The sequence below is a fragment of the Joostella sp. CR20 genome (genome assembly GCF_038433465.1).
Lineage (GTDB): Bacteria > Bacteroidota > Bacteroidia > Flavobacteriales > Flavobacteriaceae > Galbibacter.
On the sequence record NZ_JAESVF010000015.1, the window covers coordinates 21586 to 35793 of the forward strand.

Below are 14208 nucleotides of genomic sequence, written 5' to 3' on the forward strand. Positions count from 1 at the left end.
GAAATCACAAAATTTTTGTTGATAGTGAGTACGCAGTTTTTTAAAAAATGACATGTTGAACAGATACTTTTACTATAATTCTCCATAGTTTTTTGTTTTACCCTTATTGGCAATCGTTGTGCCAAAAGGAAGAACAAAAAAGAAAATAAATTTCAATATTCTGATAATGAGCACTTTATCTTTATAAGTAAAAAAATATCGTGAATGGATATTGGGGAAAAATTCCCCATAGAAGTTAGAATTCCTCAGTTGAGGGTTGAATTATAAATTAAAATAGAAAAGACTTTATTTTGAAGTTTAAATTACTAATCGTTGAGTTTATTACGGAGTGTTTTTCTATCAATTCCTAAAATTTCTGAAGCTTTAGTTTTATTATCATTTACAGCTAAAAGCACTTTTTTAATGTACTTCTTTTCCATTGCCGCTAATGAAATCAACTCTTCCTCAGGAAATTCAATTTGATATTTTAAAGTATCGGGTAAATGTGAAACCTCAATGCTTTTATCACTCATAATTACAGCACGCTGTATACAATTTTCCAACTCTCTAATATTTCCTGGCCAAGAATAACGAAGTAGTAAATCGATGGCTTCTTGACTTATTTTTAATAATCTGTCTTTATATTCTAAGCCGTACTTTGTCAAAAATTTATCAATTAAAAGTGGAATATCTGCCTTGCGATTATTTAAAGTCGGAACTTTAATTTCTACCACAGCCAATCTATAAAACAAATCTTGTCGGAATTTGTTGTTTTGCACCATTTCCATTAAATTACTGTTGGTTGCAGCAATCACTCTAACATCAATTGGTTGCGCTTTTTGAGCTCCTACTTTAATCACTTCCTTTTCTTGTAAAACTCGCAACAAACTATTTTGAACTTTAGCAGAAGCATTTCCTATTTCATCTAAAAAAATAGTTCCTCCGTTTGCAGCCTGAAAAAATCCGTTCCGATTTTCATTGGCACCTGTAAAAGCTCCTTTCTCATAACCAAAAAGTTCTGCTTCTAACAAGTTTTCAGGGATAGCGCCACAGTTTACAGCTATAAATGGAGCTCTAGCATATTTCCCGTTATAATGAATGGCACGTGCAATAAGTTCTTTTCCAGTACCGCTTTCCCCTTGTATAAGCACCGTAGCCTTGATGTCTTTTACACGGTCTATAATATCTTTAACCTTTATAATCGCATCAGATTCTCCAATTATTTCGTCGTATTTTGCAGTAAACTTATGTTGGTTTACATCTACTATTCGCGGACTACTTTTATCTATCGATTTATCAATGGCTACCTTTAATTCTTCTTTTGTAAAGGGTTTTACCAAATAATCAACCACGCCCGATTTTCCCATTTTTAAAGCGCCTTTTGCTGAAATAAATCCAGAAACAACTAACACTGGTAACTTTGGATAATTTTCAGCAACATATTGAATTAACTGAAAACCATCTACCTCTGGCATTTGCAAGTCTGTTACCAACAAATCAATCGTATTTCCCTTTAAAATAGCAACAGCTTCTTTAACCGAAACTGCTTTAAAAGTGTAGTATTTCAAAGCTTCTAATTGTCGCTGAAGTAACTCTAAAACATCTATATCGTCATCAACTATCAGTATGTTTTCTTTTTGGTAGCTCATGGTTTAATTATCTGGAAAATTCAAAGTAAAAATAGTTCCTTTTGGTGAGTTTTTAGCATGTTTAATGGTTCCTTTATGGCTTGCAATTATTCCATGAACAACGCTCAGTCCCAATCCAGAACCATCTCCCGTAGGTTTGGTTGTAAAAAACGGCTCGTATATTTTTTCTTCTATTGCTGAAGGAATTCCGTCACCTTCATCCTTGATTTCTATTTGTATAGCTTGTTTAACCTTTTTTATTTCGATATCTATACTACTGCCCTCTGCTGATGCATAAATTGCATTCATGATGATGTTGAACAACACTTGCGTAATTTGAATTTCGTCTGCTCGAATCTGTAGATCGGAAGGTGTAATTGTAAACACACTCTTTATTTCTTTGTTTTTAAACGAAGGTTTTAGCAGTCCTAGCACATTTTCTACAATTGGTTTTAAAGTTACTTTTTGCATTTGTTGAGGTACTTCACAAGCAAAAAACATTAGCTTTTTTACTATTTCTCTAGAAAAAATAGTGCTCTCTTTTATACGCTCTAAATCTCGTAATTGTTTTGTATCTTTTATTTGGTCTTGTAAAAGCTCGGTAAATCCAAGTATATTGGTAAGTGGTGTATTCAACTCGTGGGCAATCCCCGCTGTAATTTCGCCTAAAATATTCAACCTGTCGGTACGCTCAATTTGTCTTTTCATTTGAGCTTCATTGGCTCTAATTTGTTGTCTTTCAATTAAATTACCAATTTCTAAACATACGTTATCAAGTAACTTTTTCTCTTCATCTAAAAAATCCTTTTCACTGTATTTTTCAGCAGGATAACCAATTAAAATATAGCCACTAACTTCGTTAAAGACTTTAATATTTGCTTGAATTGAAGATACGTTTTCAGCAGCTTTTCCATCTTCAAAAACAGCATTATTAACTACAATTTTCACATAACTGTCGTTTTCGAATTGTACAGCGCTTTTTAAACATTGAGAAATTGCCTGCAAAGACGGTTCTAAATGGTTGTAATCGGAATTAACTATTATCGATGTAACTTCATACAAACAAGTAAGTTCTTTTATCCGTTCTCTTAATTTATCTTCAGTAGTATTCATCTAAAAAAATTAAAAAATTCATCTACATTCCTATAAAAGATTAAATTTAAAGTATCTGTAAATAAAGTAATTCAATAATAAACAATTAATAATTTATTCCATATAAAAATGAATATTATTAAGTATTTTTTTACATTTGAAAATACTTAACTCATTTAGTTGAGTATATTTAACTACTAACTATTTTACGCATTATTATGAAATTCAAACATCTAAAGAATACTGCCAAAGTATTCGCTTTAGCATCTATTGCTGTGCTAACTTCTTGTCAAACATCTACTTCCAACGACAAATTTGGTGGACTAGCACTTTACACCCTTCGCGATGATATGGGGAAAAATACAGAAGCAACGTTAGACTCTGTTGCAAAAGCTGGTTATGTAAATGTGGAAGCTGCGGGATACAGCAATGGAAAATTTTACAACTTAACGCCAGAGAACTTTAAAAAGCTGTTAAATGACAAAGGTTTAAACGGTGTCAGTACGCATCAAGGGAGTGCTACGCTAGACAATATCGATACAGAAATTGCCGATGTAAAAGCTGCTGGATTTACGTATTTTGTAATTCCTGTGCCTCCAATGGGACGATTTAAATACAATGCAGAAACCCAAACTATGGGAATGGATCCAGATTTAGATTTTATGGTGAATTTTTTAAATACCGTTGGAAAGAAATGTAGCGATGCTGGTTTGCAACTCTTATACCACAACCACGATTTTGAATTTAAAAAGAATGAAAACGGAATTGTTCCGATTGAATATTTTTTAGAAAACACAGACGCTAAATATGTTAATTTTCAGATGGATTTATTTTGGGTTACAAAAGCTGGTGCAAACCCAATTGAATATTTTGAAAAATATCCAGGGCGTTTTAAACTTTGGCATGTAAAAGATATGAGTACCGACGGTAAGTTTGCGCCTGTTGGAGAAGGAACTATCGACTTTGGAAAGATTTGGGAAAAAAGAGAACTTTCTGGAATGAAGTATTACATGGTCGAACAAGATCAAACATTTCATCACACGCCGCTTGAAGCTATTAAAGTTAGTCACGACGGACTCCAAAAGTTTGGTTTTGAATAAAAAAATAACAGCATAGATTTTAAAAATCCTGAGCTATAAACTCAGGATTTTTTTTGCTCAATTTTTCAATAACGCAAACTTACTAGAAGCATTTCAAGTTCAATTATCGAGTAAATTCTGTATATTTAAAATTTAAATACAAAACATGACGACCACTACCAATAAAACACCGTTCTTCACTCTAAAACTTATTTTTTATTTTTTTCTTGCTGGTCAAATTATATTTTTAGGAGTTGCCTTTTACTTAATGCAAAGTCTAGAGTTTAACTTTGAAAATCCAGATATGATGTCGTATCTCGTGCCATGCTTTGCAATCGCAGCAGTTTTTATAGGAAACTACATCTACCAACAAACCATAAATACTATTAAAAGAGAAGATACATTTTTTCAAAAAATGGCTAAATTCCAAACAGCAAATATTATAAAATTTGCAATGATTGAAAGCGCTAGCTTATTCGCAATAGTAAAATATTTAATTTCGAGTAACGCCATTTATGCTGTTATAGCAATACTTCTCATATTATATTTTACCTCTCTAATTCCAAATAAAGAAAAGATAATTTCCCTGTTAAATCTTACTTCAGAAGAAAGAAAATTATTGTAAGTAACATAACTTTTAAATGAAATACATACTTTTAATTATAACCCTCCTAGCCTTTAAAATTAACTATAGTCAAGCAACTAAAGACTCCATTTTTAAACAAAACATCAATGCATTAGTTGAAGAAATGGAGTTTATGTACGGGTATGACCAAATGCTACGCGAATACACTTTTTACAAAACATTTGATAAGAGTGAAACCGATAGCATCGAGCAACTTTCTGATAGCCTTGTAACTTTAGAAATTGAAAAACGAAAATTCAAATCTGAGAAAACTTCTAAATTAATTTGGGAAAATTATATAAACCCAAAGGATAAAGAGCATACAGAACGAATGATTGAAATAATAAAAACTTATGGATTTCCTACTTCTGACAGAATTAAAATGTATTACAAAGAACCTTTTAATGATGCTGAGTTCAACCCATATATATTACTTGTGCATGCACCAAAAGAATATTGGGAGGAACTGAAACCATTAATAAAAACTGAATTGGACGAAGGTAGAATTAACATTTGTACTTACGGACATTTACTTTGGCATTTTACAGGGCGACAAAGTTTTCAGCCAATGCTAGACAACGGTTATGAGCTCGTTGAAGAAAACGGAAAAACAATATTAAAATCAACATGTAAATAATAAAAAATCAATCGATATGCATATCATTATTCAAATTTTAATTGCTGTTATTGCCTTATTTCATTGCTATATAATGTGGTTTGAAATGTTTGCTTGGGAAACAAGGGGCAAAAAAATATTCAAATCTTTTCCAGATGAATTATTTCCTAAAACCAAAACAATGGCAGGGAATCAAGGTTTGTATAATGGTTTTCTAGCAGCAGGTTTAATTTGGACTTTTTTCATTTCAGATGAAGTATGGAAAACCAATGTTTCGTTGTTTTTCTTATCGTGTGTTGCAATTGCAGGAATTTATGGTGCGCTTACAGCGAGTAAAAAAATATTGTATGTTCAAGCTATTCCAGCAATCCTCACAATAGTATTGATATTAATGAAATAATCTTAGTTTGATTTGAAAATAAACATAGAGGAGTTTTAACTATTTGAATTTTATTTTTAAAACGGATATCCAAAAGCAAAATTTAATATTGGTTCGCTTAAATCAAAATTATAACGTCTTTCATAAGGTTTATGAATTGGAGCAGCCAAATCGAAACGAATTACAAAACTTTGAATATCCACTCTAACTCCGGCGCCCACACCTACTCCCAATTCTTTTAAAAATCCTGAAGAAATTTCTCCTCCGGGAATATCAGGGTTTTCATTTAGCAACCATACATTCCCAGCATCGGCAAATAAAGCGCCCTTTAAAAAAGAAACTATAGGAAATCGATATTCTAAGTTAGCTTCCAAACGAATATCTCCTGTTTGGTCTAAATACGAGCTACTTTCTTCTCCAGTAAGTTGATAAGTCCCTGGTCCTAAAGAGCGTATTCTAAATGCACGCACACTAAAGGGTCCCCCAGCGTAATATTGTTTTGCATACGGCATTGTCTCAGAATTTCCATAGGCGTAGCCAATTCCTCCAAAAAGTCGAGCTACAAGCGCTTGTTCATTGTCAATTTTATGTCGGTATCTAAAATCAACATCTGCTTTTGCATATTGAGCATACTCTAAACCTAAAACTTTTTTAACGCCATTTTCGTCAGGTTTTCCACTTATTAAGTCAAGGATATTTCCGGCAACCTCAAAATTGGCAGCAAAGTATATCGGATTCTTTTTTTCTAAATCAGAAATTTCATTATAAATAAAACTGTACGTCAACCCAGCAATAAACTTCTGTTCAAAACTATTTGCTAAATATTGGTTTTCTTCAATTAAGGCATCAAATTCTTCAGAAGTATCGGTTAAACTACTATAATTAAAACTTAAAGGTGTAAGCTCATGATATACATACTTATTAGCATTCCACGTATATCCATACGATGCTAACAAGGTTGTAGAAGTGTACAAATCTTCTCGATTGAGGTATTCGATTGCTGTGCTAATTTTCGTTTTCGGAACTTCATATCCAAAACCTAAATCTATTTTAAAAGGAAAGATGATACGAGGAAAAATCAAATCAGATTTTAATCCTAATTGTGTACTCGACGAACCTGTGTTATCATTTCCGCCACCAAGCTGTTTTTCATAACCTGCACGTGCAGAAATATTTAAAATTTCTCCTCCTCTAAACAAATTTCTGTTGGTGTACGTTAGCGCCAATGCAGGTCCTACATAATTATTTGATTTTGAATTTGCCTGAATTTCTGCTCGTACAGAATGTTTATTTAGTGGCGACAGAAATATTTTTGCATCCAAAAGTCCTACCGAATCACCCTCTTTAAAGTCGGCAACCTTATCATAACGAATCGTGGTGTATTTATAAGACCCAATTTTTGATAAACGATTACTTGTAAATTTTGAGCGTTGCGGACTGTAATATTGCCCTTCTTCAAACAACACAAATGGCGCTAAGCGTTCAGCTTTAAAATAATCGGTACTTTGAATATAGTTCACTCCATTATGACGAATAGTATCTTTTGGTAGGTCTTCATTTTCAAGTGAATAATCGGAATACACCGATACCGAATTTAACTTATACGGAATTTTAGATTTCTCTGGAGTTTCTGTTTTTAAGCGCAAAAACAAATCGTATTTCTTTTCATTATACTGATTTGTATCAGCTTCAAAAATTAAAAAATCTTCATTAAAATTATAATACCCGCGCGCTTTTAAATACGTGTCTATTCGTTCTCGTTCTTCTTTAAGTTTAGCCAAATCAAATCGAGTCTCCGAAGTTAAGAGCGTCTCCGTCATCGACTTTTGTATGGAGTCATAAACCTTTAAACTATCCTTATCTAACGTAAACGAAGCCAGTCTGTACGGTTCGGATAAAGTAACTTCAAACTCGGTCGTGGCTGTTTTTTTCTTTTTATGTACTACCGACTGAATTTCGCTTTTGTAAAAGCCCCTGTTTTCCAATCGGTTATTAATAAGTTCTTCTGTTCGGGCAACGTCAACATCCGACAAATAAACAGGTTCCTCCCCTATTTTTTTATTTAAATATCTATTGATGAAACCCGGATTATCTTGAAGCGATTTATAATGAGTTAACAACCCCCAACGAACTCCCAAAAATTTTGAATTTGGTGTTGGACGTAGCAAAGCATCCAATTCATCTTTTACTGTTCCTAAATCTTTAATTTTTTCTGAAGTTTCCACGTCTATACTTCCGCCGGTGTACAATACTTCATCTTCCGGAATGTATTTCTTTACACTACATGCCGTAAAAAGTATACACACAAAATATAAAAGTATGTGCGAATATTTTTTTATTTGTTGCTTCAATTCGTCTCGTTTGTTTTTTCTGAATTCTCTTCGTTTTCCTTTTGTGCTTTTTCTTTGGCAACTTCTTCGCGAACTTTACGCTCCCAGAGTTCTTTAAATTTATTAAACTCTTTATTAAAAATAAGCGAAATTCCCGTTACAATAAGTTCCCCATCAATAACACTTTCAAATTTGTTTTTTCGGTATCCTCGAAGTCGGTAACGCCCATCTTCAGTAATTAAATACTCCAACCCAACATTTCCGATAACTGGTGCATTTCCGTCGGAACTCTGACTACTTCCTTGAATATCTACTTCGCTTCCAACTTGTACTACCAGCCTGTCGTTAAACAAACTTTTACTGGCATTTATATCCAATTCTGTTCGGTCGGATGCAGTTTGATAATCGGTATAACTGTCTAAACCAAAATCTAATTGCACACCAGTATCACCTAATATTTTATCTGAAAAAGCATTTAATTGATTCGACAACACATCGTTTACATTATCTCTCGCGATGGATGCAGGACCTCCTGTACTTCCGTCACTTCCCGATGCAGGAAAGAAACGATTCATTACCAAAAGAGAGAAAACTTGCTTGTTGAGCTCTTCCTCTTGATTGTTTAATTGTTGTACATAGCCATACACATTTCCGCCTGCAGCACTTTGCGCATCTTCGGGCATGTCTAAATTGAACGACAACTCAGGATTGAGTAACTCTCCGCCAATATTTAAATACACCCAAAACGGATATTTTTGTCGGTATACATTTAAATCGGTTGTGCTTGCATTTGAGGTTTGTAACGACATTAATGAAGCGGCAGAAGTTTCCACTTTATAAATAGCTTTGATATCCATAATGGCATCTAGCGGGTCGCCATTCCAAGTCATTTTACTACCTTCTTCTATCTCAAACCTACGTTTTACAATGTTATACAAACTCGCCTCGTAATGACCATCACTCACTTCATACTGCCCAGAAAGTGTGGTTCTTCCGTTGGGCTCCATGGCAAAATTAAATTCGCCTGTTCCCGATACTTGTAAATTATCGCCCGTACGTTCATCAATTACAATTCTGAAAATAGAATTTTTATCCACCGAAAGCAATACATCAATATCTAAATTTTCTAAAACCGTAGTTGTAGCTTGGGCTTCTTTTCGCGTTAAAATATCATTCTCATTTTTTCGGTTTACAAAAACAACAACCCCTTCTCGCTCATTTAAATCTAATTCAGATTCTGGTACAATTACAGTAAATTTAGAGTCTTCATTAATCTTTAATTTTCCTTCTATCTTCGGAATTTCGAGATTTCCTTTAATGGTTAAATCGGTGTTTAAGCTTACATTTCCGTAGAATAAATCGTTGTCTTCGCGCGTAGAATTAAGCACCTTAAAATTGGAAGCTTTTAAACTTAAATCGAATGCAGGATTGGTAAGGTTTTCAGTTGAAATAGCTCCGTCCAACACAAAATTATTATTGGCTTCATCGGCAATCGAAAAACTGTTTAATTTCAATCCGTCATTGTTAAAAGCGAGTGTTTGATTGTCTATTTTAAAAACCGAATTTAACTGATTTACCAACACTTCTACCCCTTCAAAATTAAGGTTTCCAGAGTAAGTTGGATTGGTTGTGGTACCTGTTAATTTAGTTTTTCCAGTAATACTTCCTTTGGCATTTGAAACAGCACCATCAGAAAAAGCTTCTATTGCTTGCATCTTTAAATCGTTAATCGAAAGGTCTAAATCTAACTTCGAATCGGTTTCTTGAGCAATATAATTTCCAGATAAATCGAGGTCGATATTTCCTTCTTTCAACGCCATATCAAAAGTGTAATCACTATAGTTTTCAGAAATTGCTTTCACCGATAATTTCCCTAGCGGAACCGTTAAAGCTTCAAAATCTGAAATTGATAAATCAGCTTGAAGTCCCGCTTGTTCAAACGGATTTTCGAGATTTAATTCGCCTTTGGCAACACCCTTTACAATTGGTTCTTCGGGATTGAAAAAACTTAAAATACTGTTCAGTTTAAAATTATCAAACAACACTCCAACCTTTTCTACTCCTTCTGCTGAAGAAGATTTTACAAGTCCAATTTTTTGATTGTTATTACTGAAGGTAAAATCTTTAACGTCGATAAATTTTGTAGCGTACGTAATTTGATTTGTAGCTGGAATTTGCCACTTATTTTTATTAATGGTCAATGTTTCTGGAGCAATATGGTAATATATTGTGTCCCCAGAAAATCGAGCTTCAGAATTTATCTGAATCAAAGTTTCATTTGCAACTTTACTGTTAAAATCTAATGTTAGCTTTTTGTTTTTTAAAGCTCCTTGCAGTTTTGTTCTGTCAATTTTTAACGGGTCTGATTGTATTCCGCTCCATCCAAAATCAAAATTCACTGCGTCTTTAGAACCCAATAAATCGAGTTGTAAACTATCGATAATTGTAGTCTTATATTTTACGTACGGAGCGCTAACTCTCGCATCAATTTTTTGGGTAGCTTCATCAAAATTCACCGCTACATACACCGAATCCATTTCATCCAAACCGGGTAAATAAACCTCGCTCAAAGCAGGTGTATGACGCAATAACACATCCAATTTCATTTTGGTGTTTTGTAAACTGTCACTACTTACAATGAGACTATCTGTACTATTTTTCCAATAACCGCTAAGTTGTTTTTCAAGCGCGTTAATGAGAATATCTGGAGTAGCATTGGCCTTTAAATTTGCTGTAAGCATATTGCTAAAAAGTGCTACGTTGGTTTCTTTGTTTTGAATGGCTACATCAAATTTAAAATCGTCGATATTATACGATTGGTTCTTATAGATAGCAACTCCTTCGGTTAATTTCCCGTCGAGAATAAAATTTGACAAGTCGCCTTTATAAACTGCATTTAACTTAAACCCTGTACGTACATCATTATTAGTGAACCCCAGTTTGTACAAATCGGCTCCTTTTAAATCGAGAAAAACATCAAATTTTGAATTTACCGTATCCAAAACCATATGCGTATTTAAATCGAAATCTAAATTGTCGTCTTTATAGGCTAGAGCAAGGTTTCCTTCTCCATTTTTAACCGTTCCGTTTAATTTTAGATTGGAAAAATCGTAGGTTGCGTATGCCAACGAATCGAACTTTGAAGTAAGTACAGCGTCCAAATTATTTAGACTATTCCCCTGTCCTTTTGTGTTCACCTCAAAAGAAAGTGCTCCAATATTTTCATTTTGTATAATTTTACCCAAATTAAGTTGATTAACTACCAATTGAGCGTCGAAAGCCAACTGCGGACGTTCTTTAAAATTCCCTTTGAGGACAATTGAACCATCAGAAGAAGTTAAATTAAGATTGGTTTGAATAGCATTCAAACTGCCTTGTAAATTCCCTGTCAGTGCTAAAGTTTCTGGTATTAAAATTCCAAGAGAATCTTCCGCAATAAAATGAGTCACATCTTCGCGTAGCGTTTTCAATTTAAGCGTAGGAAAATACAATTTTAAACTATCTACATTTGTTACAGAAGTGACGCTACCATCTACGGCTATCGATGTGTTTTCACCCCAATTAAGTTTACTTTTTTGAATTGCAAGACTGTCTAAACTTCCTTTTAATTGAATGTTTCCTTCGATATTTTTTTGAGCTAAAGAATCGATATAGGCATTCGAAGCCAAATCGGGTTGAAAATAATAAGCATCTTGAAAATTAACAGCAAAATCTGGTAGTTCAAGCTGAATTTTAGCCGACTCAAAATCGTTTAAAAAAGATTGAAAACTACTGTATTGAAGCTTGGCTTCTCCTGCAATTCGACTTCTTCCAGTTGAAGCATGTAACGAACTTAACTCCAATAAGTTTTCAGTTAGTTGAAAATTGAAATTCAAATCTTTTAAATGAAAAGCATTGTGCTCTAAAAACGAAAGTGTCTTTAAATTGAAACTAGCTTTGGAAGGTTGATAACTAATTTCTTCTGAAATAAAATTAAATTGCTTTAGTTGTATATCATTCGGATTAAATCCTCCCGAAATAGTATCTGTAGTTACCTTTTTAAATTGTATTTCATTATTTTCTAAGGCAATCGCATCTGCAGTTACGTTCCAATTTGGCCATTCAAAAGAAATAGGTTTTTCCGAAGCAGTTGTATCTGTTTGTGTTTTCGGATAGCTATTATCGGCATAAAATAGTTTTGAATTTTCTAAAGAAAATGTCTCCACTACCACTTCATTATTTGTAAGGTCGAGCTTTGGAAGTTCGAGCAGTAAAGTATTAATTGTTGTTTCGAGAGTCATTGCATCAACTTCCGACTTATAAAAGGCTTCTACTTCAGAAATATTTACCGAAGACAATCTTAAAAATGGTAATACATTCGAAGAAGTGGTATCGACCGATTTATCAAAAGGATGGTGTTGGATGTAATTTATTTTACTGTCGGATAAAGAAATATCGTCCAACTCAAATTGCAGTTTATCAAGATTAAAAACATCAAAATCGGCTGAAAGTTTTCCTACGGAAGTTTGTAAATCTACTCCAGAAAATTTATCATCATAGGTGATGTTAATATCGCTTAATCGGATGTTTCCGAGATTTATCTTTGTTGTTTGTGTGGTTGTATCGACCGCGGTTGTATCTTCAGTAGCAAAAGCATTTGTAATAAAATCGAAATTAAAAACACCCAATGTATCCCGATGAATATTTGCTCGAACTCCTTCCCAATCAATTAAACTCAGATCTACTTCTGTTCCTCTGATTAACGGCAACAAAGCCGTTGCAACTTCGAGGTTTTTAGAATAGATTAAAGTATCGCCTTTTTGGTCTTCGATATACAAACCGTCTAAAGAAGCGTTTCCAGAAAATGTAATGTAAATTTTATCGATTTTTACAGTAGTTCCTATTTTTTCTGAAAGAAAACCAACTGCCTTTCCTACGATTAAGTTTTGTCCCCACGGACTCCTAATTAGCAATATCAAAGCAAAAAACAAGAGTAAAATTCCTAAGAAAACCCTCAGTAAAATTCTCAGAAACCTATTTTTTATAATTTTTTGATTCTTTGGCATATAAAATCGCCCACTTTAAACATGGAGCTCGATTAACAAATATACGTTGTAGGATGTAGATTTTTTATAAAAGTATTTTAAAATAATCATTTTAAGTAGCTAATTTATTTTTTTAAAATATTTTTTCTGACAGATACTACGTATATACTTTTTTCGTTATTTAGCCTAAAATTTTAGCGGTTAAATAATTTAATAACCAACACGTTTTCTAGCCGTTACAAGCAACAAAAACAAGCTAATTACAACTTTTAAAAATTATGAAAAAACTATTAATGCTTTGCTTTTTTTGTAGCGCTTTTGCTTTTTCTCAGCAAAATACTACCATTAAACCAGATGAAAAGCTTACTTATGTAGCCTCATACAATATGGGAGGTTTACTTACCAATATTGCTCAGGTTACAATGGAGACCGAAACGGTTACCACTTCAAAATCTACTTTATTGCATTTGCGTTGTAAAGCCGTAACTTACAGCAAATGGGATTCCTTTTTTAGAATACGAGATGTGTATGAATCCTACGTAAATCCATCTACTTTAAAACCGTTGTTATACAAGAGAGATATCGATGAAGGTGGTTATATAAAACAAATAAAATACACTTTTAATTATGCCAAAGGAACCGCAAAAAGTGTGTTAAACAAACGTAAAATAAAAGATCAAACAACAACGCTTAAAATTGGCGCAAATACAAGTGATGTAGTGTCGACTATTTATCAATTACGAAATTTTAATTTTAGTAGTATGCAAACTGGCGAGGTAAAAAACTTTACCATTTTGTTTGACAATAAAGAAACAACGGTGAGTGTGAAACTTTTAGGCACCGAAGATATTACAACCGATGTTTTAGGAAAGAAAAAATGCTATAAACTATCGATAGCAGCAAAAACAAATGCGCTACGCGGAAAAGACGAAAATTTAATTTGGCTTACCGCCGATGCTAAAAAAATTCCTACACAAATGAAATTTAATATCCCTGTAGGAACTGGACAATTAAAATTAACTTCCGCTAGCGGAATCTAACTATAATCAAATCTATGAGAAATCTATTAATTACCTTAACCATTATTGCGCTTATCATTGCTATTGCATTTGTAATTCTTCCGTTGGGAACAATAGCTTACATTCCAAGCATTATTGCTTTAATTTTAGCTTTTTTATTGAAGTTTAAATTTTCTGATAAATCACAACAAAAATTACCATCTGCCTTGGCTGTTTTAGCTGTTTTATTAACCATTACAACTTTAGCAAAGAATAATTTTACTGAAGAAAAAGTAGCTGAAGACACTCAATATGAAGAGCGTATAGAAGAAGCTGAAGAAGAAAACTTGGAAGAATTAGAAGAAATTCAATCTGAATTGGATGAACTAGAAATAGATGAAGATGTAGAGCTTTTGGAAGAAGAAATAGACAGTATTCAAGAGTAACATTTTTAAAAG

General features: G+C 33.2%; 10 protein-coding genes. 6 read left to right on the plus strand and 4 right to left on the minus strand.

All coding sequences use genetic code 11. The features are described 5' to 3' along the window. Positions 1-305: 305 nt before the first annotated feature. Together JMA43_RS13195 and JMA43_RS13200 are read right to left on the minus strand one after the other, a co-directional pair. The gene (locus JMA43_RS13195) at positions 306-1628 is read right to left on the minus strand and encodes a sigma-54-dependent transcriptional regulator (RefSeq protein ID WP_342157142.1); all 1323 of its coding nucleotides are present in this window, start codon (positions 1626-1628) and stop codon (positions 306-308) included. Positions 1629-1631: 3 nt separating this feature from the next. Beyond that, a complete protein-coding gene (locus JMA43_RS13200) occupies positions 1632-2720 on the minus strand; it encodes a sensor histidine kinase (RefSeq protein WP_342157143.1) in 1089 nt (362 codons plus the stop codon). A gap of 197 nt (positions 2721-2917) precedes the next feature. Between JMA43_RS13200 and JMA43_RS13205 the strand changes: the two genes are divergently transcribed. The 4 genes from JMA43_RS13205 (at position 2918) to JMA43_RS13220 (ending at position 5419) form a co-directional block, all read left to right on the plus strand. After that, complete coding sequence (locus tag JMA43_RS13205) at positions 2918-3799, plus strand: sugar phosphate isomerase/epimerase family protein (RefSeq protein ID WP_342157145.1); 882 nt, start codon at positions 2918-2920, stop codon at positions 3797-3799. 145 nt (positions 3800-3944) lie between these two features. Then, complete coding sequence (locus JMA43_RS13210) at positions 3945-4403, plus strand: hypothetical protein (protein WP_342157147.1); 459 nt, start codon at positions 3945-3947, stop codon at positions 4401-4403. Between the two features lie 16 nt (positions 4404-4419). Then, a complete protein-coding gene (locus tag JMA43_RS13215; RefSeq protein ID WP_342157149.1) occupies positions 4420-5040 on the plus strand; it encodes a hypothetical protein in 621 nt (206 codons plus the stop codon). Between the two features lie 16 nt (positions 5041-5056). Beyond that, entirely contained in the window at positions 5057-5419 is a 363-nt protein-coding gene (locus tag JMA43_RS13220) for a DUF1304 domain-containing protein (RefSeq protein WP_342157150.1), read from the plus strand. 56 nt (positions 5420-5475) lie between these two features. On the opposite strand, the gene tamL is transcribed toward JMA43_RS13220, so the two are convergent. Then, positions 5476-7749, minus strand: a complete 2274-nt coding sequence (tamL, locus tag JMA43_RS13225; RefSeq protein ID WP_342157152.1) for a translocation and assembly module lipoprotein TamL — start codon at positions 7747-7749, stop codon at positions 5476-5478. Then, the gene (locus JMA43_RS13230; RefSeq protein ID WP_342157153.1) at positions 7746-12773 is read right to left on the minus strand and encodes a translocation/assembly module TamB domain-containing protein; all 5028 of its coding nucleotides are present in this window, start codon (positions 12771-12773) and stop codon (positions 7746-7748) included. The genes tamL and JMA43_RS13230 overlap by 4 nt, the downstream gene beginning before the upstream one ends. A gap of 257 nt (positions 12774-13030) precedes the next feature. Between JMA43_RS13230 and JMA43_RS13235 the strand changes: the two genes are divergently transcribed. Together JMA43_RS13235 and JMA43_RS13240 are read left to right on the plus strand one after the other, a co-directional pair. After that, the gene (locus JMA43_RS13235; protein WP_342157155.1) at positions 13031-13792 is read left to right on the plus strand and encodes a DUF3108 domain-containing protein; all 762 of its coding nucleotides are present in this window, start codon (positions 13031-13033) and stop codon (positions 13790-13792) included. Positions 13793-13806: 14 nt separating this feature from the next. After that, the gene (locus JMA43_RS13240) at positions 13807-14196 is read left to right on the plus strand and encodes a hypothetical protein (protein ID WP_342157157.1); all 390 of its coding nucleotides are present in this window, start codon (positions 13807-13809) and stop codon (positions 14194-14196) included. Positions 14197-14208: the final 12 nt, after the last annotated feature.

Excerpts from the sequence above, each read along its gene's own strand:
- JMA43_RS13220 (WP_342157150.1), top strand. The coding sequence starts at position 5,057 with ATGCATATCATTATTCAAATTTTAATTGCTGTTATTGCCTTATTTCAT.
- JMA43_RS13210 (WP_342157147.1), top strand. The coding sequence starts at position 3,945 with ATGACGACCACTACCAATAAAACACCGTTCTTCACTCTAAAACTTATT.
- JMA43_RS13215 (WP_342157149.1), top strand. The coding sequence starts at position 4,420 with ATGAAATACATACTTTTAATTATAACCCTCCTAGCCTTTAAAATTAAC.
- JMA43_RS13200 (WP_342157143.1), bottom strand. The coding sequence starts at position 2,720 with ATGAATACTACTGAAGATAAATTAAGAGAACGGATAAAAGAACTTACT.
- JMA43_RS13230 (WP_342157153.1), bottom strand. The coding sequence starts at position 12,773 with ATGCCAAAGAATCAAAAAATTATAAAAAATAGGTTTCTGAGAATTTTA.
- JMA43_RS13235 (WP_342157155.1), top strand. The coding sequence starts at position 13,031 with ATGAAAAAACTATTAATGCTTTGCTTTTTTTGTAGCGCTTTTGCTTTT.
- JMA43_RS13240 (WP_342157157.1), top strand. The coding sequence starts at position 13,807 with ATGAGAAATCTATTAATTACCTTAACCATTATTGCGCTTATCATTGCT.
- JMA43_RS13205 (WP_342157145.1), top strand. The coding sequence starts at position 2,918 with ATGAAATTCAAACATCTAAAGAATACTGCCAAAGTATTCGCTTTAGCA.
- JMA43_RS13195 (WP_342157142.1), bottom strand. The coding sequence starts at position 1,628 with ATGAGCTACCAAAAAGAAAACATACTGATAGTTGATGACGATATAGAT.